Raw genomic sequence first — 24,499 nt, 5'->3', positions numbered from 1 at the left:
GCCCGCGGCCCATGTGCACTGTGACATCGAAGGCGGGGCGCGACATTAACCCTTGATACGTTCGCATCAATTCATGCCGTGAACGTCGATACATGCGATGAGGAGATAAAGACGCCGGACTTCGCCGATTCTCCGCTGCTCGCCGCTCTCCAGCGCCTGAAGCAGGACGAACGCGGGGCCGCGGTTCGTTCCTACGTTCGCTCATTCATAGTCGTCGACGACGATGATCACGCCCTCGTTGCCACGGAGCAGGATCGAGCCATGTGCGAGGAGTTGGGAAGGGCGGTCAAGATGTGTCGAGAGCAGTAGGCGGCCATGCCCCGGCAATGTCCATTTTCGCGGCTCGGCGGCGATGTTGAGCGCGACAATCAGTTCCTGCTCGCCCTGAATGCCGATCTCCTCGTCCACCTTGACCTCGGCAAAAACGGCCGAATGGGTGTTGCGCGCGTGGGACTTGTCCTCCGGGAAATGGTTGAGCTTTTCCTTCCATGTCCATATCGTCATGGACAACTACGCCACCCACAAGACACCCAGGATCAAAGCGTGGCTCGCTCGCCGGCCGCACTTTCATGTCCACTTCACACCAACTTCCGCGTCATGGATCAATTAGGTCGAGCGTTGGTTCGCTGAACTCACCAGAAAGCAGATCCAGCGAGGTGTTCACACCTCCATCAGGTGCGAGCCGACCCAGCAGCCACATCGCCTCGACATTGCGTCCGGCTTCTCGTTCCAGACGCCGGCTCGACTGCACCTGGTTCAGGTAGCCGTAGATGTACAGCTTGAGGAGAATCGAGGGATGGTACGATGGCCGGCCGGTTGCCTCGGGATCGACCCCGCCGAACCCAAGCTCGGCCAGATCGAGGTCGTCGACGAGGGCGTCGATGACGCGAACTGGATTGTCTTCGCCAATCCAGTCTTCCACGCATTCAGGAAACAGCGTGCTCTGCCCACGATCCGCACCCTCAATGAAGCGCTTCATCCGAGCCCCCGCAAATCGTGCGGGAATCATATCGCGCGAATCACATCAAGCGCAGCGTTTTCACACAGCCACGGTCATTTGCAGCCGTCGCAGCGAGCGCGGGCCCGCAGGATGTGGGCGCGCTGGCGCCGGCCGCGGATCTCGGTGCACGGCTCGCAATAGAGCGCCGGCTCCAGCTTCCACAGCGTGTCGGCGGGCCGCCTGATCGTCCGTATCGGGACCAGGGAGATGCGCCGGCAGCGGTTGCACTTGGCCTCGACCGGGTCGTAGCCGGCATTGAGCGCCTTGCCAATGGTGGGGTTGGCTTGCGGCTCGCCCGGCGACGGCATCTCGGGGCCGCCGGCTCACATGATCGCGTTCCAGGCGTCGCATTCCAGCCGGTGGGCCTCGAGCAGCTTGGCCTCAGCGGCTTCCCGGATCAGCGGGGACTCCCGGTAATAGCTCGCGTGCAGCCCGTGTGCCTGGCGGATGCCTTTTGGCCTGGGCCTTGCGGTCGCCGCCGGAGGCAGGATCTGGATGATGCGTAGGGTCCTGGTTCCGGATCGCCGCGCTCAGCCGACCAATAGCCCTCGTGAAGTTCATGCGCGCTTCCTCGGCGGCCGATGAACGAAGACCGGTAGACCTCGTCTCCAGTCCATCCGTTCTGTACGCGGGATCGGCCTTGGAATTGCAGACCCGAGCGGGTCGACCGACCGCTTTCCATCCGACCATGTATGGCCACTTCTGTTCGATCTTCTGTTTGAAGAAGTAATCCTCGAACGATTGCGCTCCTGAACCGAACTGCATAGGTCGACGCCAGCGCCAGCGGTCGTGATTAGAAAGACCGACCCGTCTTGAGGCGCGGTTTCAGGCGGATGCCAGTCACTCATGCCTCGCCTCGCTTTCGAATGGCCTTGGCTACGTCGACGCAACCGTTGTCGTGCATGCTGGCGTCGGCCAGCGTGCATGTCCGATTGACCATCTGATTGAGCCGCTGGATCTCGGCAAGAGCTTCGCGAGCTACAGCGCTGAACTCCCGCTAAACTGCCTTGCCGGGCTGCGTTCAGCACCAGGGAGATGGCGGGGGACGAGGGGGACGGCGGGGATAGCGAGCCGTCGCTCTGCTGGACGGACCAGCGGCGTGCTGAAGGCTCAACGACCGCGAGCAGGACTGCGACCGGGAGGACAGCGAGCCGTTGTTGACCGAATGCGTCTGATCCGAGCCGCATGGGCGCGCCGACGCGCGGAGCGGGGGCTTGCCACGGTGAAGCCTAACTGAGCCGGCAGGGTCTCAGGAGCGATCGTAGCCCGGTCGCTTTAATCTCCAAGTCTGAACTCCCGCCGGCTCACAAAGTCGGCGGGATTTTTGTTGAGCACTGAACGAAGAAGGCCGCAGCAGGTAGGGTTGCTGCGGCCTCATTCTCGGAAAATTCCAGGTGAAAACGATCTAAGTGAAATATGAGCCAGCCCCGGTAACGTAACTAAATCATTGCATTGTTTCTGCCGTGTTTCGTCGGGCGAAGAAAGTGCTGTTGGTAACTAGACGTCGCCCGGTTCCGCCCGCAAGCACTAGAGTGCCAAGTCCAAGCAGATCGCTCGATTAGAGCGACGGACAAAGAAGCTTGGCTGCGCACGGGCAATGAATGGCTCAAGATGGCACAGGACGCGGAACGGCGGTTAAGGGTGTAGGAACTCGGCAGCTTCCCGCACATTTCCCCAGTCATGCCGAGATACTTCTTCAACGTCATAGCGTAGAGCCGAGCACCGATGACACGGGAGAGGATTTGCCCGACGACGAAGCGGCGTGGCATGACGCTACGCTCTTTGCTGCCGAAGTCTTGGAGGGCATCGACGGAAGGTTTCGTGCCGGGCAGGAGTGGTCGCTAGAGGTGTCGGATGAAGCCGGAAAGCCAATCTTCTTCATCAACATTGGATCTAGGAAGATGAAGTAAGGTCGCCTGGGTTGGCGGCCTCCTTCATTGATCCCGCCCATCTGGCGCATCTCGCCGAATGTGATCTTCACTGGCGGCCTGGGATACACCCAGTTTACCCCACGTCCGAACCGGCATCTCCTGCCTGCCAGCCCTTCTCTGTAGGCTGATAACGCTCTCCGTGTTTCACCAGCCAGCCGCCTTCAACCATCTTCTCTGCCAAAGCCTTCGAGCATGCCGGCCGGTTGCTGCCGGGGTAATACAGGCCGTCTCTGCGCTCGACCATAAAGCCGTAGACGCGGACCAGGCGAAGCGCTTTCACCATGGCAGGAAGGAGAACTACGGTCGTGCTCGTCATTGCTCTCCAAGCAACGCCACCACCGAACGTTCCGAAGCACAACCTGCGTCAATTATCGATTTCCTCCGCCTATGTCGGACGGCATACAGACCCGATTGCCGAATGTTCCTATAGCTTAGTAGACCTTGGCGCCACCCTTAACCGCCAAGGCTTCCAACGGCTCCGGCATCTAGTTGTGCTGGGGCCGTTTTTTGCGACCTGCAACAACGAGCGTGAGCCACCGCGGGTCGTGGGTGTGGAAAAGGTATCGCTTTGGTCTGCCGAATGTCGGAATCGCGTAGGTTGCCTACGTCGACGGAATTCGGCGGGGACCGGACAGTTGCACCCGAGGGCAGCGCGGCTTAGATCCCGCACTCCCTCGGGCAAGAGATGTGGGGATTCAGCCACAGCAACAGTGATTTAGATTTGTCTTTGGAACGGCTGGTCGGTGCTCGGCTTGTATTCCGCGGTGACGGTCTCGGTCCCACAAGACAAGAGCCTGTCTGGAAACCCCAGCATCATCATGCCCCCCGGCCGATGCTGGGGCCAATTTTTGTGCGAGGCGTCGATTGGTCGAGACTTGGAGAGTGGCTTTCGCAATTGGTGCGACGACTATTGTCGCCGGCGGCGCCTACTCGGCCATCCGGTTTATCATCGGACTGCACCTTTGACTTCGACGGAAGCACGAGCGCGAGCTACTGCCGCTCAGGGTGTGGATAGGTGCGGCGATCATGCCGCATCCACCATCGTTTCCCATAGCTCTTGATGTGTTGCGGTTCGCGGCAGCGCTGCCGCAACAGCCAACATTTCGGGCGAGGGGACCCGCAGTTCTCGAAGGACTGCTTGGCCATCGCCGCCGGCTGCGATTACGCGCGCACCATCCAAATTGGCCCACTGTGAAAATCAAAATAGGCCACCGAGGTCGGGAACAGGTCAGTTGCCAAGACGGCCCCGGCAAGGGGCTTTTGGGGGGGCCGGGGCCGCTTGGGGAAGCTTGGCCCTTGGCAAGACCAAGCGATCTTCAGATTACTCTGCCCTCACAGCGTTTCTGTTCGTTTGAGAACATTGCGGAGCCAAAATATTGCCGTTTTTTCCCGGTTCCGTTTACATATGTTACTAGTGGCCGCGCGGCGCCTTGATAGCCTTCGGAAGCCGGGCTCGTTCTTTGATTTCGGATTTATTGCCTACCCGGGCGGCTCGCAGCTACAGGTTTGGCGGCGGGCATTTTCAGCAGAGAGTTTAGATCAGCGCTCAAAACTAAGGCCGCCCCCAGGGCGGCCTTTTTTCCTTTACCGGCAGAAAAGCCGCGGCCCCAGCTGCTGCCGGGCGGCTGGAGCCGTTGGGTTCGCTCGGGCTGGTACCCAACATCCGAAGCACAGCAACAAACCGGTCATCTGCCACTTGTTCCTGAGTACAGGCCTGCTCCCGAGAAATCGTGGTCAACGGAGCTGGGCGGCAGGCTGGGCTCCCCGTCAGGAACTTGCAGCCACTCATTCGCTTATGAGCATCATAGCCGAACGACGGCCATCGCCGCTGCTGAGGCTAGGGCTCGGTCTCCTAGGCACACCGGGCCCATTTCTTGAGGGCCGTCAGCGAGAGGCCCGTTGCTTTCCCTGGGCCTCGCGGGATGGGCCGTTCGGCCGCAGAGTTGCCGCCCACGCAACGCCTTTTGCCGAAATTGAATTTGGCAGGCGAAAGCCCCTGAGTTTTCAACCATAGTGAGTGGCAAGGAACGCCGCTGCGAGACAAAAGATGCCGCGCTGGAAAGAGAATTGGACGAAAGAAGAAGTCGAGAAGTTGAAGTCTTTCGCAGGTACGATGCCACTTACGCTGATCGCCCAAGAGTTAAACCGCACTCGGGGAGCCGTACTTGCGAAAGCAACGGAAGAGAAGTTGTCGATTATCGTAGGCACGCGCGGCGGGCGATCTTAGGTCTCAACAGCTCGCGAAAACACCGAGGAGCCAGGTACGGCTGAAATGAGCGTGCGGTCTTTTCAGTGCGAGATAAATGGGAAAGTGGGCGGCCCCGGCTGCAGGGGTCAACGGGGGTAGGCCGGGGCCGCGCCGCCGGCTCGACGGCGAGCCAGCGGGAAACAAGCCGCCTCAGTTGACGAAGTTCCTATACCGTCCAATGGTGCCCCCGGTAATCCACATGCGCCGGGTGGCTGTAAAGTTCAATTTCGAACCAAAGCCACCTGGGGTAGTTTACTCGCTATCACCGGCCAAGGCTTAGTCCGTGGGCGTCGGTGGCTGAGAGACCAAGCGCGCTCCCGCCTGCATTAAAGCGAAGCATCGCCATGCAAGATCGGTCTGTCTATCGCGTGCACGATTTAGCTTTCGAGATCGCGGAACAAAACGCTGTCATGAAGGAGTTGGTGGCAAGATCGGCCGAAGTGCTTAAGCTGCCGTCGCCCGACACCTTCCTGGGTCGCAAGACGCAGGAGCCGTTTCCCCGCGAGGAAGACTAGAGGCGCATCTATCGCGGCGCCAGTAGGTCATGGCCCGGCGGCATCAGCTTCAGGTAGGTGCCGCTTTCATGCATCCAGAGCAAGCCGCGCTCGATCGCGTAGCAGATACCGGCGCCGAACTCCGGATGGCCTCGGCTTCCCTTCAGGAGGGCCTTGAACTGCGTGTTGACGCGCTCGATGTAGACCCGCCCGTCCTGGGCGGCGGGCGTGGCGGCGGCGATCTCGACCAGCTTGCGCGCGGCTGTCTCGGGATTTGCGTAGGGCCGTTCTTCGGTGAGTTTGCTCATTTCGCTCCTGTCCCGCGGTGTGCGGTGCAGATGTGGCTCGGAATGCTGACGCTGGTAATCTCGATGCCGCAGAAGCAGCGCGATCGATCCTCGCGGGTCTGCGTCGGCAGGGAAAGCTTCTCGGTCCACATGCGATATTTCCACGCCGTCCAGTCGCGGTCGTCTCGCCAGCGGTCGTAATCCGCCTCGGCGATCTTCGGTTTAAGCTCGCTCAATCGCGCCCCGGCATTCCTCGGTGGCGCCGATGCCTTTCCCGCCTTGCCGGACGTCGGTGCCGGGGTAGAAGGCGAGCGACGAGCCCCACCGGTCTACGTCTTCGGGACGCCGGCACGTGTCCCGATGTGTCCGATGCGGACATCGCCGTAGTAGACGTTCCAGCCCTCTTGGTGCGGGTTGTCGCTAGGCTTGCGGCTGAGGGCGGGCACTGTCATGCGACGATTTATGCCGCGGCGTCAGCACTCAAGGCAAGAGCGGACTCGTTGTGCTCAACGTCAGTTCTTCTCAGTTTGACCCTTAGCGGACTCCACTCCTAATGCCCGCCGCGTGAATGAGCGAAGCTTAAGCTCGCGGAAAGTCAAAGCTGAAGAGAATAAACCCGACCGCACTAAACAGCAACAGGGCCAGGAACAGTGCCGCAACAGAAAAGGACCACACAGAAGGCTCCGAGCAGCTGAGTGCCATCCAATCGAGCAACGAGCGGAATATCATCCTCGCCGGCTGATCTGGGGGCAGACCTTGCTCAGTCAAGCTGCTGCCTCGCAAGCGAACTCTCAGGTTAGCCCTTTCGAGTATTGCAAGAACTTTTCGGCGGCAAGATACCCGCAGGGAGCGCCGCCCGACGGTGCTTTCCGTGCCCCACCCGGGCTCGCCGTCGAAACGGCCCTCTGGCCCTCAGCTGAACAACGAAAGGGCCGCCGCTATTTCGGCTGTCTGAAACCGGGCGTTGTACGATGGTTGCGTTGACGGGTGCTCCGGACCCGGATTGATCCGCCTTGGCTTGACGGTCGCGGTCCGTCGTGTCCGTTTAGAGCGAACGGCTAACTTTGAGTAAGTGAAGTCAGCAGCTCGCCATTTGACGAGTTTCCTCGCTAGCATCTGCAACCCCCAGTGATACCAACCGAGAATTGGACGGAAGGACGATGGGAAGAGAGACGAAATCAAACGAGTATCTAAGGCTGCAACGCCAGGAATGTCGCAGCAACTCTACTCTACGTTGCTCGTCATGGGAGAACTCCCGAGCAACGCGCTCGATAGAATTGACGATCTCGAAAAGAAAGCTAACGGCCAAGAAGAGGGTGTTTAAGTGCTGACGGTTGGAGTTGCTAGGCAGGAACGTCGAGACCAACGCAGCGTTGAGCCCACATGCGGTTCTATTTTGACTATCAGGATGCGGCCGGTGTCATCCTTGACGACCAAGGCGAGGAACTCCCGGACTTCGCGGCCGCGCGGGACGCCGCGATGAGATATTTGGCTGAGGGGATACGAGACCACAGCCCTTCAACCTTAACCGATAAGCTGTCCGTCCTCGTAAGAACGAAAGAGGTCCCGATTATGACCGTCTCGGCTACGATTGAAGTGGCGGCAGCAACACCGATTGGGGAAGCAGAAAACTCTCATGAAGGGAGTTAACTTCACAGTCTGCTTTTTGACCCGTATCCTGCGGGAGCTTGAGGAATAGGCCCCGCTCGGTTGTCTCTTAATCTGAACGTCCGCATCTGGCCCGGAGCCGTCTGTGACGGCAGCGCAGAGGGTGTCTGCTCCGCCTCAGAAGTCAGATGTCGACTTGTTCTGCTATCACGAGGGCATCGTCGACCTCGATGCCGTGATATCGAACTGTGCTCTCGATCTTAGTATGCCCCAGAAGGAGTTGTACGGCTCGCAGGTTGCCGGTTCGGCGATAGATCAAGGTCGCCTTTGTCCGGCGAAGGGAATGCGTCCCGAACAGATGCGGGTCCAATCCGATGTCGGCCCAATGGGATAGGAGGCGGGCATACTGGCGGGTCGTCATATAGCCACTCAGCCGCCGGCCAGTGAAAAGGTATTCTCCTGACTTCTTGCCCGTAACCCGCAGGTAGTCGTCGATTGCCTGCCGGGCCGATTCGGTCAGTTCAAATTTGACTGGCCGGCCGGTCTTCTTCTGTCGGACGGTCGCGCGGTCGGCTGAATATCCGCTTGGCGCAAGGTCATCAACTTTCAAGGCTACGACGTCGCAGCCGCGCAGCTTGCTGTCGATGGCGACGTTGAACAGTGCGAGATCGCGCATTCGGCCTTCGACCTGGAGCTTGGTTCGGATCGACCAGACGTGCTTCGGACGGAGCGGCGGCTTTGCGCCGACGATCTTCCCCTTGTTCCAAGGAACATGCTTCGAGACAGCGGGGATGGTGGTTGGGGTAACGGTCATGTTGACCTCCTCAGCTAGTGAGGCTGGTCATTTTCAGCCCGGAGCAGCGCCTGAAGGTCGAGCTGATCGTCGGTCTTGGTCGCGACGAACTTCATGGTCGGGCGTTGAGCCGCCTCGGCGATGGCTTCCGCATCTCGGAAGCCATTCTTCTGTCCCTTCGAATAGGGGCGTACGTATTTCGCCGGCATCAGGCGGGCGTCGTGGCCAAGTATTTGGAGCTTGCGACTGAGATGATGCGCACCGACGCAGGCCTCCATGCCAATCAGGTAGGGCGGCATATTCGCGAACCGTGCTGCCACCTGGCCACGCGACCACTTTTGCCGCAGGACAATCTCCCCGCGCGTGTCCTGACCGACAATGTGGAAGGAGTTTTTGCCGATATCGATACCAACAATGGCAGTTCGAGCATTGATCTGTTGGGACATGACGTGCTCCTCGTCTTTGGCGCCCCTTACCAGCTTCCATCGCTGGCTGGGCGGGAGCACGGCCGGACCATCCCACTAGCAGACGTGAACGAGCCACCCTGGCGGCATTAGGCGAGCCGCCAAACTTGTCTAGCCGAAGAGACAAGTTACCATTTCGCTGATTCTTGGTCGTTGCGGCTGGCTATGACGAAATCATCGAAGCTGGTTGCTGCGAAGCGTGGCAAGGTGCTCCTCGTAAGGCGTCGGTCGGACGGCCGCTGGATGTCTCCGGGCGGCCGCCGTCGCCCGAACGAATCCGAAAAGGAATGCTTGCGCCGAGAAATCAAAGAGGAGCTGCCAAAACTCAAGCTTGGACGCGTAAGCCTCTGGAAGGAGATCACGGCGAAAAACAAGCGGTCGGGGCGGAAGATGAGCGATGCGATCTTCGTCGCCAAGAACGCCAGAGGCAAGCTAGTCATCGGCGATCCGAAGGAGATCGACCGGGCCGCGATGCCGGCACAAAAACAAGCGTCGGCTCAAGCGCTCGTTCCTATGACAGGTGTTGGTTCAGCTCACGGCGATCGCGTAGCGGGCCTTCCTTTCAGTGCCGGGACTCGCCGAGCTACGCCGCCGCGTCTACCCGCGCCGCCCAACTTCGTTGATGGCTGAAACGAAAGAGGCTGCCAACCGTCCTCACCACACCGTGAGCTTTGCTCTCGGTGGGAGAGCAGCGGGCATCAATGTAGCTTGTGGGATAGGTCTCTAATAACCGCCCGTTGATCGTCGACATAGTCTTGAAGCACGGCTTTCCGGTCTTGCCGATCCAGGTCCGCGAGGCTGACAATCTGCTGAGCGCGCCGCGCCAACTCTTCGTAGTTTGCCGCGACCTTACGGAGAGAGGCCCGCGTGCCAGCGTTCTCGCAAGCATCGGCCTTAGTTCGGAACTCCTCCGCGCGATCCCGCCAATATTTGGGGGAGTGCATACGCTCGATACCCATGACGCCAATCCCGGACCGGTCCGTTCATGTTATTAATGGACATGTCGTCCATGAGTTCCATTCGCACGCTGAAATAGCACAAATTGAGAGCAGCCACTGCGGTTGTTAAAGCTAGACCACGGAGGCTCGGAGACTGGCCAGCGCTCAGTGACGGCCGCGGTCCGTGTTGGATCTCGACGCGGAAGCCTTCTGGCGCGGTGTGTCGCCCGCTGCTGGACGTTGCAGACCGGGCAGGTCACGCCGGCGCCGCCGCAACTGCAAGCGCGCTGTCCGCCCAACGCAGTTCAGATCGTTCTCCCAGACCCATCTGTGTCACCACGCGTCAAGCACTTCATCGCGGGTCCATGTCGAGAGAGGATCCTAACCACGCTGCCTCAGTACGCCACATTGGCAGTGCATTTGTGAACACTTATGCCCGGACGCAGCAGCTCCCTGACTGCCTCAGCACGGCTAGGAAGTCGCTCCGCGAACCAAAAGTCGTCGATAGCTTGCATATCTTCTTTGGCCATGAGGACTTGAAGTCGAAACGTGTGAATGCGCTCTGTCATTTGACTATAACGCAAATCCGAAATATCGGTTCCTCGCTCGCCACCCTTAGTGTAGGATCCAGTAGACCAAGCAGCTTGCGGCCATGCCCGGACTGTCGAGGCAAGCTTGCAGCTTGCTGATTCTGTTGTGACCGAAAGCACACACCGCACAACCAAGTCGGCCAATCCGCTCGCGTTCAGTTCCGGCCCGATGCCGAGGCGCCGGCGTTCGAGTTCGCGCCTCCGTGCGCCTTAACGGCACCCGTGGCGTTCGGGGACGTCGGCGCGGATTTCGCCGGCGCGCTCGACCCGCCGCCATTGTTGTCGGCCGGCGTGTTCAGGCTCGAGGCGCCGGCGCCGGTCGTGCCACCGGTGCCGGATGAGCTGATGCTCGATCCCGTGCCGGAGGCGCCCGATCCGCTTTGCGCGCCGGCCGTGGATGTCGTGAACAGGCCCGCACCAAGTGCGGTGCCAATTGCGGCCATCGCGATGAGCTTCATGTCAATTCCTCCGGCTGTGGGGCAGGGATGAGGCGGCGCGCGAGCTTCATCATCGAAGCGGGATCGGTTGCGGCCGTGTTCCGGAGCTAACCGCCGCGGTCGCCGAAAGTGCCAAATCATACTTGGCATTAGGAACGGCTCCATGAGCTTCCGGTTGCCGCCGAAGGGAGCAGCCATGCGCAGCACCAATCTCGGTCAGGTTCTTCTCGTCGCGGCATTGCTCGTCATGCTCGGCCTTGCCGCGTTCGGCATCGCCTGGGCGTGGGATGCGACCAACGGCGTGGACGACGTCGCCATGGACGAGCACGGCTGGATCGCGCTCGGTCTCGGCTCGTTCTTCTCGCTGCTGATCGGCTGCGGCCTGATGACCTTGATGTTCTTCAGCAGCCGACGTGGCTATGACGAGGCCGCCGATCCGTTTCGAAACAAGGAGAAAGAATAGATGATGAAGTATCTCGCGACGTTCCTGAGCCTCATGTTCGGCAGCCTGTCGTTCGCTCTCGCGCAGAGTAATTCAGGCGGCTCCGCGTCCGGGCAAACGACCACCAGCTCCTCGAGCGTGCAGGGCACCGCAGGCACCAATGCCAGCGGCACGGTCAACACCAACCAGGGCAACAGCTACGGCAACAACGCCGCCGGTGGCGTGAGTTCTGGCCACGATCGCACCGGCCAGCCGGCGACGAGCAATACCACGACCGGGCCGTCGAGCCAGGGCAACGGCAAGTAGGCGAGCACGGCGGGAGCATCACAAGCGGTGCTCCCTCCCTCCTACGCAAGACGTCGAGGAAGACTGTTGTGAATGGTGCAGGCGGCGAGAGCGGCATGCCCAAAGGCGACGCTGATCTGATTCAGGTCGCGGACGACGTCTCCGATGCCGTAAAGACCGGCCACCGATGTCCGCTGATGATCGTCCACCTTGAGGCAGCCTTGATCCGTATGCGCAGCACCCAGCGATAGCGCGAGCTGGGACCGCACCTCGGCGCCCATGGCGGGGTATACGACATCGAATTGCAAATTTGTTTCGAGACCAATTGTCTCAAGCTTATGATCCGCGCGCCGGAAGCGTAGGTCCGGCGCGTCGACGAGATGAATGCCGGCTTCGGTCATGGCAGAGATCTGTTCAGCCGCGCCCATTTCGGTGGCGAGCAGGGTGACGTCCTGGGAGAAGCCGCGCAGAAACATCGCTTTGGACGCCGCATGCTGCAGCGGCCCGACGACCGCGATACGGAGGCCCTTCGCTTCATAGGCGTCACAGATCGGACAGTACCGCAACGTGCCCTCGGCGACGGCAAGCTGCCATTCGTCGCATGGGGGATGGATATCGACCAGGCCGCATGCGAGCACCACGGTCGCAGCGTCGGCATCTCCGCCGGACCAGGTTGCATGAAATCCATGCTTGGTCATCTCAAGAGCCGTGACCTCTGCGTGGAGCACGGGCACTCTGAGCTCCGAGAGTTGCGCGGACATCCGGGCCAGAAGCTCCGTTCCGGGCAAGCCACCGGTAAAACCAGGCAGATTGTGACTGCGGGGAATCAGGGTTGCGCGACTTGCTCCCGCGTCGATCACGCAAACATCGCGGCGAAAGCGCGCCAGGTAGATCGCTGCCATCAGTCCTGCAGGCCCTCCGCCGACGATCAGGCAATCCCGGAACATCAAGCCCTCATATATTTCACGTGACCGTCACGTCGACACTCGCAGCGAACTGCGCGACCTGGCGTCCTCTGATCACCGTGAATGCGTTGTATTATCGATATGCTTGTAAGAAAGTGTTCGGATATCTCTGCCGAGTTTTGTTGAGAGCGGTTGTGTCTTTTGAGTCGATCGGCCTTCCCGATGTGTCGGGGCCCATCGCCGCCGCGTGCCTGGGCCTTGCCGTCGTCATGCAGCGACTGATCGCCAATGATCTCGCCGACGGCTTGTTTGGTCTTGCCGACGATCCGTTGCTTGATCTCTTCCGCTTTGCCCATCGTCGAACTCCAACGTCGCTGCGGCCCCGGCGCCTGAAGGAGAGCACGCCGGGGCGCCGCTTTGATGCGAGATGCGTCCGGCTGTGGGTCATGTAGGACGCAGGGATGAGACGCCGTGCCGGGCGCATCGTTCCTGTGACCATCATCGCGGTTCGATCGCGATGATCACGCCTTCATTGCCGCGAAGCAGGATCGAACCGTCCGGCAACGATCTCGAGGTCTGGTCGAGATGGGTCGACAACAGCAATCGGCCGCTTCCTTGCCACGTCCATCGTCTCGGCTCGGCAGCGATGTTGAGGACGATCAGCATCTCATCGCCGCGCACGACGCGCTTGAAGGCGAGCACATCGTGCTGAGCCCGCAGCGGCTCGTAGCGGCCTTCGCGAAGGCAGGCCTGTTCGCGGCGCAATGCCATCAGGGCGCGAAACAGCGACAACATGGACCGTTCATCGCTCCGCTGCCCGATCACATTGGCCGAGCCTTCCGGGTCAAGCGGCAACCAGGGGCAGCCGCTCGAGAAGCCGCCCCCGGCACTGGCGTCCCAACGGAGCGGCGCGCGCTCGGGATCTCGACACAAGCCATAACCTGGCACGAGCTTCTCGAAGGGGTCGCGAACGCGATCGGGCGGGATCGACACCCGCTTGCGGCCGATCTCGTCCCCCATGAAAAGGAACGGTGTTCCCTTCAAGGTCATCAGGAGCATCGCCAAGATGCGCATCTGCGTTTCGCCGATCTTGCTCGCGATCCGCGGCTTGTCATGACCTCCGATCACCCACACCGGCCATGCATCCTCGGGAAGTGCGTTGAAATAGGCATCCACCGTCGCCTGCAGCGACAGCGCATCCCATGGCGTATCGAGCAGCGCGAAGTTGAGTGGAAGGTGCAGGCGCGGCCGCTCCGTGCCGTAGAAGTGGCCAATGCGATCTGTCTTGCCCTGGACCTCACCGCACAGCAGCCGCCCGAAATATTCATCGATCACGCTTCGGATGAACTCGATGCACTCCATTGTCTCCGGCCGGTCGTCGGTGAAGACCGGCGTCTGGCGCTGTGGCGGCGGTTTACCTTTGGCGTTCGGGTTCGGCGGATTGTCGCGCAGAAGCGCGTCCTTGATCAGGACCGCGCTGGCATCGACACGGAAACCGTCGACGCCCCGATCGAGCCAGAAGCGCATGACATCGGCCACGGCTTGCTGGACACCCGGGTTGCGCCAGTTGAGGTCTGGTTGCTCGACCAGGAACGAGTGATAGTAGTATTGCCGTCGCGTCTCACACCATTCCCCCGCGCTGCCGCCGAATCGGCTCAGCCAATTGTTCGGCGGGCCGCCATTTTCGGCCGCATCAGCCCAGATGTACCAGTCGGCCTTCGGATTGTCGGACGAACTGCGGCTCTCGACGAACCATTCATGATCGTTGGCGGTGTGATTGGGCACGAGATCGAGAATGAGGCGGATGCCGTGCGCGTGAAGGGCGCCGAGCGCCCTGTCGAACCCGTCGAGGTCGCCGAATGCGGGGTCGATGGAGCAATAGTCGGAGATATCATAGCCGAGGTCGCGGAAGGGGCTCTTGTAGATCGGCGTGAGCCAGACCGCATCGACGCCCAGCCATTTCAAGTAGTCGATGCGCGACATGAGGCCGGTCAGGTCACCCTTGCCATCTCCGCCGGAGTCTTGAAAGGAGATCAGCGCGATTTCGTAGATAACTGCAGTTCGCCACCACGCCTCTCTAACCAAATTCTCCGACGTCATTCTTCCGATTTGCCTCTGCTTGCCAGACGAATTGCTCGCGGCATTGCCTCGGTTGAAAGGCCGGGATACCGCTCGACCATGGCTGACAAATCCGAGGCGGAACGATGGTTGCTATGGGCTTGCGGCCGCTGCGTCCGACGGTTGGATTAACATATGATAATGCAAAAGTGGTGCGAACCATCAACGTCAGCTTTGTAGGCGGGGGCTATGTCGGTGACCGTGCAAGGTGCAGAAGCACCAACGGCCGGACGATCTGCGAGGTTGAACGTGAAACACTATCGCGCTTACCAGGTCGACCCGGACGGGTCACTCTGCGGCTGCATCGACCTTGTCTGCGGTGACGACGAGCAGGCCAAGCGCGAAGCAGTTGCTCTGGTATCAATTCGCCGTATCGAACTATGGCGGCTCGACAAGCGCATTGCGCAATTCGAATCTCGGGACAACGAATTCAGCAGGGCTAAAGAGCCTCTAGGTCACCAATAATTGACATTGTTAAGTCTCACGCCCCGCGATTCTCGTAGGCTGAATTTCTTTCACTGGAGGTCCCGCGGCCATGTTCGATACCGCCACCACCGCGCGCGCCGTCCAGACGTCTCTCGACGATTTCCGGCAAGCCGGTTCCAAGGCGCTGAGGGAAGCGCCGGCCATGACCGTAGCCATGCGAGGGAGGCGGTGAATTTTCAAGTTTACGGTCCTGAAGATCCTGGTGAGCTATCCGGATGGGTTTGCCATGATGGAGGATCTCAAGCGGGATATGGCGATATTGGCGACCAGCGGAAGCGATTGGACGGATCGGACCAAGAGACTCGGCGCGCGTGTGTCGGGGCTCGACATTTTTTCGCAAGTGCTGGTCGAACGCGTCAGCGGAGGCTGGCGGATCACCGACAAGGGGCGCGCCGTCCTGGGCCTCATGGAGCAGCCTTCCGTGGATCCGCTGCCTGCCGAAGATGACCTGTCGCCTGAATTGACGGCCGTTGAAAGGGCGATCCCCCAGGTCCGGGAAAGGCGTGGACACCAGTTGGCGCGACGGCGGCGTTTGCGCGAAGCGCGAAGGCCGCCTCGGGCGCGCGCGTCCTGATGTTGGCGTGGCTGCACCCTGGATGCGAGGGCTAGGAACGAGCGTCACGCGGGGGACTTGAGCAAGGTCCTGACCGGAATACGCTCATGAACAAGTTTGACGCTACCTCGTCGTCCGCCGGCCTCACGAGGGTGACCGACGACATCTGGATCGCTGACGATGCGCCCATCAGTGCTGCGGGTCTGGTCCTGCCTGTTCGCATGACGGTCATCCGGCTGTCGAATGGCGATCTCGTATTGCACTCGCCGGTGCGGTATTCGCCGCTTCTCCGCAGCGAGCTCGAACGTTTGGGCCCGATCAGATATCTGCTCGCGCCCAATGTTGCGCACTGGATGTTTCTGCCCGACTGGCAAAAGCAGTTGCCGCAAGCTCAGACCTTCGCGGCGAGGGGGCTTTCGGCCCGGAAACAGGTGCGAGCGGCCGAGCTTCGCGTCGACCGCGAACTCAGCGATTTCACCCCGAGAGAATGGGCTGCGGAGCTTGAGACCATCGCCGTGACCGCACCGATGTTTTCGGAAGTGGAGATATTCGATAAGCGGAGCCGCACGTTGATCTTGACGGATCTCGTGCAGAATCTCGATCCTTCTCATCTACCGCCCTCAAATCAGGCGGCCGCTAACCTGCTTGGCATCGCCAAGCCTGATGGCAAAGCGCCGGTTTATCTGCGGCTTTTGTTGCGTCTCGGCGGCCGTTCGGTTCAGGCGGCCGCGCAGCGATTGGTAAGCCTGGCGCCCGAGCGCGTCATCTTCGCACACGGCGACTGGTTCGAGGCCGGTGCGACCGAACATCTTCGGCGGTCGCTGCGATGGCTGCTCCCGGGAAAGTCCGAAGTTGCCGCGCGCCCATTGGCGGGTACGCGTGTTGTCATCACGGGAGCGTCGAGTGGGATTGGCCGCGCCGCTGCGCTGGCCTTTGCACGGGAAGGAGCGAGCCTCACTCTCGCAGCGCGGCGTGGAGACATTCTCGAGGGCCTCGCGGCCGAGTGCGAGGCACTCGGCGGCCGTGCGCTGGCGGTCCCGACCGATGTCACCGATGCCGAGGCGGTCCGGCGGTTGGCGGCGCAGGCCGACGATGCCTTCGGTGGCGTCGACGTCTGGATCAATAATGCCGGCACGGGTGTGTTCGGCGCCTATCAGGATGCCGACATCGCGCTGCATCGCCGGACCATTGAGGTCAACCTGCTGGGGACCATGCACGGCGCCTTCGCGGTGCTCCCGGTCTTTCTCCGACAGAAGCGGGGGATCCTGATCAATAACATCTCACTCGGGGGCTGGGCGCCGACGCCGTTTGCCGCGGCCTATACCGCAAGCAAGTTCGGCCTGCGCGGCTTCACGGCGAGCTTGCGCCAGGAGCTCGGTACGCATGCGAATATCCACGTCTGCGGCGTTTTCCCGGCGATGGTGGACACGCCCGGCTTCGTCCACGGTGCCAACGTGTCGGGCAAGAGACTCGATCCGGGACCGCTGTTGTATCAGTCCGAGGATGTCGCACAGACGTTCTTGGACCTGGTCCGCATGCCTCGCGATGAAGTGGCCGTCGGGTGGCCGGCGCGCGCCGGCCAGATGGCCTACGCCGTCGCTCCGAAATTGACCGAGCAATTGCTTGGAGGTGCTTTCCGTTTCTTGCTGTCGCGCGCGCGCCGCGCGCCGGTTAGCGAGGGCAGCATGATCGAGGCGTCTCCGCCGGGCGCGTCGGTAGATGGCTGCTGGCTGGCGCGAAAACAGCTTCCGCCGGCCGGCGTGATCAGCAAGGGTCTTGCAGTGTTGGGACTAGCTGCTTGCGTGGCGCTCGTCGCCTCGGCCGCCAGCCGCCCTCAGAGCAGGACGAGGCACGGACGGGCGCAGGCGGGCACGGTCCGTCGCCGTCGTCATGGCAGCGCATAAGCGCGCACATAGTCGCCTAATTTAGTGCCGAACGAGCCGTGGCCGCCGTCAACGGTCACGACATATTGCTTGCCGCCCACCTCATACGTCATCGGCGTCGACTGGCCGCCAGCGGGAAGCCGATCCTGCCAAAGCTGTCTACCGTCACGGGCATCGAATGCCCTGATGTAATCGTCCATCGTTCCCGTGATGAAGATAACGCCGCCGGCTGTCACGATCGGCCCGCCCAGCATGGGAACGCCGAGCTTGAACGGCAGCGGCAACGGCGCCTGATCGCGGATCGTACCGATACGATGCTGCCAGACCACTTTGTGCGTCCTGAGATCGATGGCAGCGATATTGCCCCAGGGTGGGGCAAGACAGGGGATGCCGAGTGGCGACAGGAAGATGCCGAGATCGACGCCGTAGGGCGCGCCGTACATCGGCTGCACTCCGAGTTCGGTGCCCGGCGGATGCGCGGAGTTCGGGGCCGCCGGATTGTCTTGCCCACGCGGCACCAGGCGGGACACGAAGGGGATGGATTGCGGGTTCGCGATCGCGATCTGTCGCTGCGAATCCACCGCGATGCCGCCCCACTCGAACATGCCGAAATCGCCCGGGAAGACCAATGTGCCTTGCTCCGAGGGCGGCGTGAACGGTCCCTCGTAGCGCAGGCGCTTGAACTTGATGCGGCAGACGAGCTGATCGAACATCGTGCTGCCCCACATCTGCGCGCCCGTGAGCATGCCGGGTGGACGGAAGCTCAATTCCGAGAACGGCTGAGTGGGTGACAGCCGGTCGCCGGGCGCGGAAGCCTGCGGTACCGGTTTCTCCGGCGCAGGCACCAGTTGATGTCCGTCGCGGCGGTCGAGCACGAAGATGTCGCCCGTCTTCGCCGGAATGTAAATCGCGGGTGTCACCGCGCCGTTCGTGCGAAGATCGACCAGGCTCGGCTGCGAGGGCATGTCCATGTCCCAGAGATCATGGTGTACGTTCTGAAAGGACCAACGCAGCTTTCCGGTGCCGATGTCGAGCGCGATCAGCGCCGAATCGTAACGCTCCTTCTCCGCCGATCGGCCGCCGCCCCAGATATCGGGAGAGCTCGATCCGAGCGGCACATAGACAAGCCCGAGCTTCTCGTCGACGGCCGAAATGCTCCAGGAGTTTGGCGAGCCCGCCGTGAAATGATGCGAGGCAGACGGCATCTCGTTCGGATTGGGGTTGCCGGCGTCGAACGCCCAGATCAGGCGTCCGGAATAGATGTCGAAGCCGCGGATCACGCCCGATGGCACGCGATCGGAGTAATTGTCGATCACGGCGCCCCCGACGATCAGAACCTTGTCCGTGACCACGGGCGGCGAGGTGCCCTCGTAGAAACCGGGCGTCTGGATCTCGCTTCCTTCCTTCAGGTCGATCTGGCCGTGATCCCCGAAACTTTCGCAAGGCGTGCCGCTCCTGGCGTCCAGGGCGAACATCCGTCCGTCATTGGTCGGCACGAAAATGCGCTCCGGGCAATCGCTTGGAGCCGCCGCAGCGTCAGTGGTGACGCCGCCCGGTTTGGTCGCATGATAGGACACGCCGCGGCAGGTCATGTGCTGAAAGGTCTTGTTGTGCTGAACCTGCGGGTCGAACTTCCAGCGCAGCTTGCCGGTCGCCGCGTCAAGTGCGAACACGATCTGATGCGGCGAGCAAGTGTAGAGCAGATCGCCGATCTTGAGCGGCGTTGCCTGGTTGGTGATCTCGTCGGGATCATCAGGTCCTTTGTAATCGCCGGTTCGGAATTCCCAGGCGAGCTTGAGGTCCTTCACATTGGCGTTGCTGATCTGGGTGAGCGAGGAATAGCGCGTGCCAAGGCCGGTGCCGCCATAAGCCGTCCAGTTTTCGCCGGCGGCGGGCGGGGCCTGCCCGGACGAGGCAGTTGCGTCCGTCACGTCGCTTTCTCGCAGGATACCTGCGAGATCGTGGCGGTCATGCGTCAGCGAGACGCCGAGCACGATGGCGGCTCCGATCAGCACGAGGCCGAGAGCCCATCGCGCTGCGCGCGAGCGGGGCACGAGCCGGCGCGCGATGAAGGGGAGGAGAAGCCAGACGCCCAGTGGCGCAAGCACATCGCCGCGTGGCGCCAGCGACCAGAAATCGAAGCCCGCTTCCCAGACCGCCCACACCACCGTGCCGAGCAGCAACGCCGCGTAAACCCAGAGCGCCTCCGCGCGACGGCGCGCGAGCAGCCAGCTTGTGACGAGAAGCATGATGCCGGCGACGAGATAGTAGACGGAGCCCCCCAGCGCCGCGAGCCAAATGCCGCCGGCGGTAAGAAACAATCCCATGACGGCGACGACCAAGACGGTGACGGCCAACAACGGCGCGTCTCGAAACAGGCTTGGCGATCGATGGATCGAGGTCATTGGATTTACTTCAACGTATAAAGAAAAGCGGCTATATCGCGCGCGTCCTTTTGCGGGATGCCCATTCTCGGCATGGCATTCCCTGGCAACGCCCGCTGCGGATCCTCGATCCAGGCAGCCATGTTGTCCGGCGAGTTCTGGATATAGCCGGCAATATAAGTGCGAGTCCCAATCCGCTGGAGCGGGGGACCAACATTTCCGTCGGCGCCAGCGACGCCAGGAATGTCGTGGCAAGTGCCGCACTGGTATTGCTTGACGAGGTCGGTGCCGCGGCGCGCATCACCCATGAAATTGTCCGCGCCGGCCGCCTTACCCGGCTTGCAAGCGCCCGCCGTCACGGCCAGCAGCGAGACGATCAGTAATCGTGTCGTTGGATGGATCATCCGGCTGCTCCGCTCCGCCGATCAGGGCTTTTGGCCGAAGTTGAATGTCTTGGTGGCCGACCAGGGATCCGTCGTCGAAACCTGCTCGCTCGGGACTTGCTCGACTTCGGGCGACAAGGGATTGGCGGAGAAGGTTCGGCCCCATTGTCGGTTGGGATCGTTGCTGATCTTGCCGATATAGGAGACGAGGTCCCAGATCACGCTGTCCGGCAGCACGCCGCCCCAGGCCGGCATGCCGTTCGGCCGTCCCTGGTAGATCGACAGATAGATGTTTTCGGGTTGCGAGCCGTAAGTGAAGAGATTGTTGCTCAGCGCCGGTCCCATGCCGCCGCCGCCGTTCGGCGCGTGACAGCCGATGCAATTGAAGCTGACATAGTAGGTCATGCCGCGTTGCTGAGCGTTGGGATCGCCCTGGACCGGGTTCTTGATCTGCGGCGGATCGGGCTGCGCGCCCGGGAACAGCGTGGTCACGGGAACCTGCATGAACACGCCGGGACGGCCATTGCCAACGCGGCCGCCGAAATTTGGACGGGGCGCCAGTACCGGTGCGTGTACCTCCTGGGATTGAGGCAGGGTTTGCTGCGCGAGCGTTGCGCCGTCGGGAGCAGCCGCCAAGAGCAAGGATAGAGCACTTGCGCGCAACGCCATGGCAGACATCACTCGTGTCCTCCCGAGCCCGCGGCTGAACCGTCGACCAGAGGAACGCCGTAGCTTCGCAGCAGAGCGGCGATCTCGGATCGATGTTCGTCGATGAACACATTCAGCTGATCTCGTAGAGCGTGGTCGCCTTTGCGGACGCCCATCGAGATGGCGAACTGGAACTGTTGAGGCGCGAAGCGCGCGCCGTCCTGAATCGGAGCGACCGTCAGCGGCACCTCGGATTGCGCAGCGAAATAGCCGCCCAGCGGCCCCCATGCTGCGGCGATGTCGATCTCGCCGTGTTCGACAGCCTCGATCAGGCGTGCGGGCGGATCGGCCTGACGATAGTCACCGTAGATCGAGTAGCCGCGGACATTGTCGACGATGCCGAGCTCACCGAGCGCCTGCGCCGGCGGCGGATTGTTGCCGTCGTCACCCACGAGGTGCACGCCGATTATCAGACGATGCAGGCGCGGGTCGAGCAGGGACGAGAGATCGAGATGCTGGCTTTGACGGCTTACGAACACATAGCTGGAGCGATAATATGGCTTTGTGGTTTCCACCCGATCGTAGCCGGCCGGCACGCCCATCACGACGTCGCATTTCTCGGCCTTGAGGGTGTTACGGATGAAGCCGCGGCGCTGCGCCCACCAGGTGTAGGTGGTCTGCCGTCCCAGCTTCGCAGCCACCATCGTCGCCAGCTTGTTCTCGAAGCCAGCCTCGGCGCTGTTGGAGAACGGCAGATTGTTCGGGTCGGCGCAGACACGAAGCTCGCCATCCGCACTTGCAGGAACGGCTGACGCGAGGCCGGTCAGGGCGCCGATGGCAAGGGCGGCGCAATTATCGCGGAGGCGCATGGCTGCCGTCCTGAGAGCTGGCGCTGCCAAGTTTGAACACCAAGAGTTCGCTGCCGCCGGCGGTGTAGAACGGCAGATCCTGCATCGCTCCAGTGAAGCCGAGGGCTCCGTTGCGCACCCGCTGGTCGACCTCTGCATTGGCAACCGCTCCGGGCCAGCCGCCTACGCCGGAGAGGATCGCTATGTATTGTTGTCCATCCGCGCCGCGATAGGAGATCGGCTGGCCGATGAACCCCGAGCCGGCGCGGAACTGCCAGAGGACATTGCCTGTCCTGGCGTCCACCGCCTTGAACATGCGGTCCATCGTTCCGTAGAATGCGACATCGCCGGCGGTCACCAGTGCGCCGCTCCAGACAGGCAGCTTCTCGTGGATCTCCCACACCTTCTTGCGCGCGACCGGATCCCACGCCATGAACTCGCCGCGATGTCCGCCGGGACCGGCGTACATGTCGACCTCCGCTCCGACATAGGGCGTGCCCGCGATGTAGCCCACCTGCGAGGCCTTGAAGTTCATGCAGAGATGCTGATGCGGCACGTAGAGCAGCTTTGTGCGCGGCGACCAAGCTGATGGCTGCCAGTCCTTCGCGCCCGGCGCAGTCGGGCAGATGTTCTCGACCGTCTTGCCGACCAGCGGGGTCTTCTCCTCATTGGGAATGATCTTGCCGGTCTTGAGATCGACGCCCTTGTAGGCGTTCACGAACTCATATGCGTCCGCCGAGATCACTTCGCCGGTGGCGCGATCCATGACGTACATGTACCCGTTGCGGCCAGGATGGATCAGCACCTTGCGACGCTGACCGTTGAGTTCGAGATCGACCAGCACGTTTTCGTTGATCTCGTCATGGTCGAACAGATCGTGCGGGTTCACCTGGTACGCCCATTTCGCGCGCCCACTGTCAGGATCGCGCGCGAAAATGGTCGTGCTCCAGAGATTGTCGCCGCTGCGCTGGTTGGCATTCCATGGACTTGGATTTGCGGTGCCATAATAGATTAGGTTGAGATCCGGGTCGTAGGAGATCCATCCCCACATCGTGCCGCCGCCAACCTGCCATCGGTCGGCGGGCCAGCTCTTGACACCAAGATCCTTGCCTTTGAGGTTGTCATAGAAGGGCTTGAAGTCGTCGCCGATCAATACGTCCTTGTCGGGTCCCGTCGCGTAGGCGCGCCAGGCGATTGCACCCGTGTTCTCGTCCAATGCGGTGACCCAGCCGCGCACGCCGAGCTCGCCGCCGCTGTTGCCGATGAGCACCTTGCCCTTCACGACGACGGGCGCCATCGTGATGGTCTCGCCCTTGTTGATCTCGCCGAGCTTCGTATGCCAGAGTTCCTTCCCGGTCTTGGCGTCAATGGCGACCGAGTGGTTGTCGAGCGTATTGAGGAAGACCTTGCCGTTGTCGAAAGCCAGTCCGCGGTTGACCACGTCGCAACAGGCAACGCCGGCCGCGGCAGGCTCCGGCTTCGGCGCATACGACCATTTCAGCTCGCCCGTTGTCGCATCCAGCGCGAACACGCGGTTCGGGTAAGGTCGGGCATAAGGACTGACCACATACATGGTCCCATCGATGACGAGCGGAGCTGCCTCTTGCCCGCGATCGACGCCGACCGAAAACGTCCAGGCGAGTTGCAGGCGGGATGCGTTTTTGGCGTTGATTTGGTCGAGATCGCTGTAGCGGGTGTTGGCGTAGTCACGCGCCGCCATCGGCCACTGGCCGGGATCCTTCATGCGGTTTGTAAGATCGCCTTGAGCGGAGACCGGCGCTACCGATGCGCCGTACGCGCAGACCATGCCGATCATTCCGGCCAGCAGGCGTCCGACGCCAAACTTTAACATAGGTGAACTTCCCCACGGCGTTGACGAGGCCGTGCCGTGCTGCAGGCCGGTTTGCGAACATACAAACGTTGCTGCCGCGCATGGTTCCTATCCGCGGGAGCGGTGCGAGTGCCGCTATCGCACGACGTTTCCCGACACGCCCGCACCGAGATCGACCGCAATCTGATCCTCCTTGCCGTCGCATTTGGGATGACCAAAACCCGACGGGCTTTTGCCGTCCGGGCCGATATCGTAGATGATCGCATCCTTCATGTTGGGGCTGACGCCGGCCGGCACGTGATCGAGACCGAGGAAGTGACGCACGCGCCACGCAACATTGTGATCCGCGCAGGAGCTGTCGCCGCTGACGCCGAGTGCACCGGCGATGCCGTTGCCGTCATAGAGAGCGAGGCCTCCGCCGAAGACGATCACCCCGCCGACGGGCTTTCCGACCATGGGATCATGCGCCGTTCCGAAATCATCCGGTGTGCCTGCGTAGATGACTTCCGGGGATGGCGGATTGCTGAGCGCGGCACCGAACAGGTACCCTCCGGGCTGCGTGCCAGCGTACAGATTCGCGGTCGCCATGGCCTTGGTCTTCAGGCTGAATGCATTCGCCGTGTTGGCTTTCTCCGCGGCGATGGCACGGCTGCCGAGCCATTGGTCATCGACTTTGCTGCCACTGTAGGCGACAGCACAGACAACACCCTGCCGGTTTACCACCGCAGCCCATTCGTTATTGTCGAGGCCACCGTTGCTCGGACCGCCGCCGGGCTTGACGCTCTTCTTGAGAATGTCGGCGAGCTGATCGTGATCTACCGGACAAGACATTCCCGCGCGCGATTGATCCTGCGCAGTTGCGACTTGCGGCATCGCGAGAGCCGCCGTGAGAACGGTAGCCACCAGGACGGATCGTTTACCCATTTGCCCTCCACGGATGGTC

At 61.7% G+C, this 24,499-nt stretch carries 27 protein-coding genes and 3 pseudogenes; 12 read left to right on the top strand and 18 right to left on the bottom strand.

Translation table 11 applies throughout. From position 1 onward, the window contains the following. Nucleotides 1–201: 201 nt before the first annotated feature. The gene (locus NLM25_RS34175) at nucleotides 202–504 is read right to left on the bottom strand and encodes a hypothetical protein (protein WP_254122185.1); all 303 of its coding nucleotides are present in this window, start codon (nucleotides 502–504) and stop codon (nucleotides 202–204) included. Here NLM25_RS34175 and NLM25_RS34170 point away from each other — a divergent pair. Continuing rightward, nucleotides 440–676: pseudogene (locus tag NLM25_RS34170) on the top strand (transposase); the annotation flags it as partial. The gene NLM25_RS34175 and the pseudogene NLM25_RS34170 sit on opposite strands and share 65 nt — an antisense overlap. Here the strand turns inward: NLM25_RS34170 and NLM25_RS34165 are convergent. Beyond that, nucleotides 671–979: pseudogene (locus NLM25_RS34165) on the bottom strand (transposase); the annotation flags it as partial. The pseudogenes NLM25_RS34170 and NLM25_RS34165 sit on opposite strands and share 6 nt — an antisense overlap. 74 nt (nucleotides 980–1,053) lie before the next feature. Continuing rightward, nucleotides 1,054–1,308: a hypothetical protein gene (locus NLM25_RS34160; protein WP_254122184.1), complete on the bottom strand. Its 255-nt coding sequence runs from the start codon at nucleotides 1,306–1,308 to the stop codon at nucleotides 1,054–1,056. 1,293 nt (nucleotides 1,309–2,601) lie between these two features. Here NLM25_RS34160 and NLM25_RS44535 point away from each other — a divergent pair. Continuing rightward, nucleotides 2,602–2,910 (top strand): hypothetical protein, encoded by a 309-nt coding sequence (locus tag NLM25_RS44535; RefSeq protein ID WP_375166901.1) that lies wholly within the window; start codon nucleotides 2,602–2,604, stop codon nucleotides 2,908–2,910. A gap of 94 nt (nucleotides 2,911–3,004) precedes the next feature. On the opposite strand, the gene NLM25_RS34150 is transcribed toward NLM25_RS44535, so the two are convergent. Next, a complete protein-coding gene (locus NLM25_RS34150; RefSeq protein WP_254122182.1) occupies nucleotides 3,005–3,247 on the bottom strand; it encodes a hypothetical protein in 243 nt (80 codons plus the stop codon). 2,276 nt (nucleotides 3,248–5,523) lie between these two features. Between NLM25_RS34150 and NLM25_RS34145 the strand changes: the two genes are divergently transcribed. Next, complete coding sequence (locus NLM25_RS34145; RefSeq protein WP_254122181.1) at nucleotides 5,524–5,694, top strand: hypothetical protein; 171 nt, start codon at nucleotides 5,524–5,526, stop codon at nucleotides 5,692–5,694. Between the two features lie 8 nt (nucleotides 5,695–5,702). Here NLM25_RS34145 and NLM25_RS34140 read toward each other — a convergent pair whose 3' ends face one another. From NLM25_RS34140 to NLM25_RS43990, 3 genes are all read right to left on the bottom strand, one after another. Beyond that, nucleotides 5,703–5,981, bottom strand: a complete 279-nt coding sequence (locus NLM25_RS34140) for a hypothetical protein (RefSeq protein WP_254122178.1) — start codon at nucleotides 5,979–5,981, stop codon at nucleotides 5,703–5,705. Further along, entirely contained in the window at nucleotides 5,978–6,196 is a 219-nt protein-coding gene (locus NLM25_RS34135) for a hypothetical protein (RefSeq protein WP_254139813.1), read from the bottom strand. Before NLM25_RS34135 ends, NLM25_RS34140 begins: the two co-directional genes overlap by 4 nt. A gap of 93 nt (nucleotides 6,197–6,289) precedes the next feature. Further along, on the bottom strand, nucleotides 6,290–6,412 hold the full coding sequence (locus tag NLM25_RS43990) for a hypothetical protein (RefSeq protein ID WP_256565531.1): 123 nt from the start codon (nucleotides 6,410–6,412) through the stop codon (nucleotides 6,290–6,292). Nucleotides 6,413–7,343: 931 nt separating this feature from the next. Between NLM25_RS43990 and NLM25_RS34130 the strand changes: the two genes are divergently transcribed. Then, nucleotides 7,344–7,610 carry a DUF6894 family protein gene (locus tag NLM25_RS34130; protein ID WP_254122176.1) on the top strand — a complete coding sequence of 89 codons (267 nt, stop codon included), beginning with the start codon at nucleotides 7,344–7,346 and terminating at the stop codon, nucleotides 7,608–7,610. 142 nt (nucleotides 7,611–7,752) lie between these two features. Here the strand turns inward: NLM25_RS34130 and NLM25_RS34125 are convergent, their stop codons facing one another. Both NLM25_RS34125 and NLM25_RS34120 read right to left on the bottom strand, forming a co-directional pair. Then, on the bottom strand, nucleotides 7,753–8,382 hold the full coding sequence (locus NLM25_RS34125) for a tyrosine-type recombinase/integrase (protein ID WP_254122174.1): 630 nt from the start codon (nucleotides 8,380–8,382) through the stop codon (nucleotides 7,753–7,755). A 38-nt stretch (nucleotides 8,383–8,420) separates the two neighbouring features. Next, nucleotides 8,421–8,807 (bottom strand): annotated as a pseudogene (locus NLM25_RS34120) (transposase); the annotation flags it as partial. Between the two features lie 183 nt (nucleotides 8,808–8,990). Here NLM25_RS34120 and NLM25_RS34115 point away from each other — a divergent pair. After that, nucleotides 8,991–9,455: an NUDIX hydrolase gene (locus NLM25_RS34115; protein WP_254139812.1), complete on the top strand. Its 465-nt coding sequence runs from the start codon at nucleotides 8,991–8,993 to the stop codon at nucleotides 9,453–9,455. Nucleotides 9,456–10,508: 1,053 nt separating this feature from the next. Here NLM25_RS34115 and NLM25_RS34110 read toward each other — a convergent pair. Beyond that, the gene (locus tag NLM25_RS34110) at nucleotides 10,509–10,811 is read right to left on the bottom strand and encodes a hypothetical protein (protein WP_254122170.1); all 303 of its coding nucleotides are present in this window, start codon (nucleotides 10,809–10,811) and stop codon (nucleotides 10,509–10,511) included. A 142-nt stretch (nucleotides 10,812–10,953) separates the two neighbouring features. Between NLM25_RS34110 and NLM25_RS34105 the strand changes: the two genes are divergently transcribed. Beyond that, nucleotides 10,954–11,253 (top strand): hypothetical protein, encoded by a 300-nt coding sequence (locus NLM25_RS34105; protein WP_254122168.1) that lies wholly within the window; start codon nucleotides 10,954–10,956, stop codon nucleotides 11,251–11,253. Beyond that, nucleotides 11,254–11,538, top strand: coding sequence for a hypothetical protein (locus NLM25_RS34100; RefSeq protein WP_254122166.1), 285 nt, complete (start codon nucleotides 11,254–11,256; stop codon nucleotides 11,536–11,538). A 41-nt stretch (nucleotides 11,539–11,579) separates the two neighbouring features. Here the strand turns inward: NLM25_RS34100 and NLM25_RS34095 are convergent, their stop codons facing one another. Further along, on the bottom strand, nucleotides 11,580–12,464 hold the full coding sequence (locus NLM25_RS34095) for an NAD(P)/FAD-dependent oxidoreductase (RefSeq protein WP_256570778.1): 885 nt from the start codon (nucleotides 12,462–12,464) through the stop codon (nucleotides 11,580–11,582). A 20-nt stretch (nucleotides 12,465–12,484) separates the two neighbouring features. Here NLM25_RS34095 and NLM25_RS34090 point away from each other — a divergent pair, with 20 nt between their 5' ends. Further along, nucleotides 12,485–12,874 (top strand): hypothetical protein, encoded by a 390-nt coding sequence (locus NLM25_RS34090; protein ID WP_254122162.1) that lies wholly within the window; start codon nucleotides 12,485–12,487, stop codon nucleotides 12,872–12,874. A 46-nt stretch (nucleotides 12,875–12,920) separates the two neighbouring features. Here NLM25_RS34090 and NLM25_RS34085 read toward each other — a convergent pair whose 3' ends face one another. After that, on the bottom strand, nucleotides 12,921–14,522 hold the full coding sequence (locus NLM25_RS34085; RefSeq protein ID WP_254122160.1) for an alpha-amylase family glycosyl hydrolase: 1,602 nt from the start codon (nucleotides 14,520–14,522) through the stop codon (nucleotides 12,921–12,923). 207 nt (nucleotides 14,523–14,729) lie between these two features. Here NLM25_RS34085 and NLM25_RS34080 point away from each other — a divergent pair, with 207 nt between their 5' ends. From NLM25_RS34080 to NLM25_RS34070, 4 genes are all read left to right on the top strand, one after another. Further along, the gene (locus tag NLM25_RS34080; RefSeq protein WP_254122158.1) at nucleotides 14,730–15,005 is read left to right on the top strand and encodes a hypothetical protein; all 276 of its coding nucleotides are present in this window, start codon (nucleotides 14,730–14,732) and stop codon (nucleotides 15,003–15,005) included. 70 nt (nucleotides 15,006–15,075) lie between these two features. Beyond that, nucleotides 15,076–15,198, top strand: a complete 123-nt coding sequence (locus NLM25_RS43985; protein ID WP_256565529.1) for a hypothetical protein — start codon at nucleotides 15,076–15,078, stop codon at nucleotides 15,196–15,198. 54 nt (nucleotides 15,199–15,252) lie between these two features. Then, nucleotides 15,253–15,600: a hypothetical protein gene (locus NLM25_RS34075; RefSeq protein ID WP_256565905.1), complete on the top strand. Its 348-nt coding sequence runs from the start codon at nucleotides 15,253–15,255 to the stop codon at nucleotides 15,598–15,600. Nucleotides 15,601–15,686: 86 nt separating this feature from the next. Beyond that, nucleotides 15,687–17,483 carry an SDR family oxidoreductase gene (locus NLM25_RS34070; protein ID WP_254122154.1) on the top strand — a complete coding sequence of 599 codons (1,797 nt, stop codon included), beginning with the start codon at nucleotides 15,687–15,689 and terminating at the stop codon, nucleotides 17,481–17,483. Here NLM25_RS34070 and NLM25_RS34065 read toward each other — a convergent pair. The 6 genes from NLM25_RS34065 to NLM25_RS34040 all read right to left on the bottom strand — a co-directional run bounded on the left by NLM25_RS34065 (nucleotide 17,468) and on the right by NLM25_RS34040 (nucleotide 24,480). Beyond that, the gene (locus NLM25_RS34065; RefSeq protein ID WP_254139810.1) at nucleotides 17,468–19,867 is read right to left on the bottom strand and encodes a glucose/quinate/shikimate family membrane-bound PQQ-dependent dehydrogenase; all 2,400 of its coding nucleotides are present in this window, start codon (nucleotides 19,865–19,867) and stop codon (nucleotides 17,468–17,470) included. The two genes, NLM25_RS34070 and NLM25_RS34065, sit on opposite strands and share 16 nt — an antisense overlap. A 5-nt stretch (nucleotides 19,868–19,872) precedes the next feature. Beyond that, nucleotides 19,873–20,250 (bottom strand): cytochrome c family protein, encoded by a 378-nt coding sequence (locus NLM25_RS34060; RefSeq protein WP_254122150.1) that lies wholly within the window; start codon nucleotides 20,248–20,250, stop codon nucleotides 19,873–19,875. Nucleotides 20,251–20,271: 21 nt separating this feature from the next. After that, nucleotides 20,272–20,721: a c-type cytochrome gene (locus NLM25_RS34055; RefSeq protein ID WP_375167855.1), complete on the bottom strand. Its 450-nt coding sequence runs from the start codon at nucleotides 20,719–20,721 to the stop codon at nucleotides 20,272–20,274. Nucleotides 20,722–20,906: 185 nt separating this feature from the next. Then, nucleotides 20,907–21,746: a substrate-binding domain-containing protein gene (locus NLM25_RS34050; RefSeq protein ID WP_254139809.1), complete on the bottom strand. Its 840-nt coding sequence runs from the start codon at nucleotides 21,744–21,746 to the stop codon at nucleotides 20,907–20,909. Further along, nucleotides 21,730–23,577, bottom strand: a complete 1,848-nt coding sequence (locus tag NLM25_RS34045) for a methanol/ethanol family PQQ-dependent dehydrogenase (protein WP_375166899.1) — start codon at nucleotides 23,575–23,577, stop codon at nucleotides 21,730–21,732. Before NLM25_RS34045 ends, NLM25_RS34050 begins: the two co-directional genes overlap by 17 nt. 114 nt (nucleotides 23,578–23,691) lie before the next feature. Continuing rightward, nucleotides 23,692–24,480, bottom strand: coding sequence for a heme-binding protein (locus tag NLM25_RS34040; RefSeq protein WP_254122144.1), 789 nt, complete (start codon nucleotides 24,478–24,480; stop codon nucleotides 23,692–23,694). Nucleotides 24,481–24,499: the final 19 nt, after the last annotated feature.

Source organism: Bradyrhizobium sp. CCGB01 (assembly GCF_024199795.1).
Classification (GTDB): Bacteria; Pseudomonadota; Alphaproteobacteria; order Rhizobiales; family Xanthobacteraceae; genus Bradyrhizobium.
This window is presented reverse-complemented; position numbering and strand designations above follow the sequence as displayed.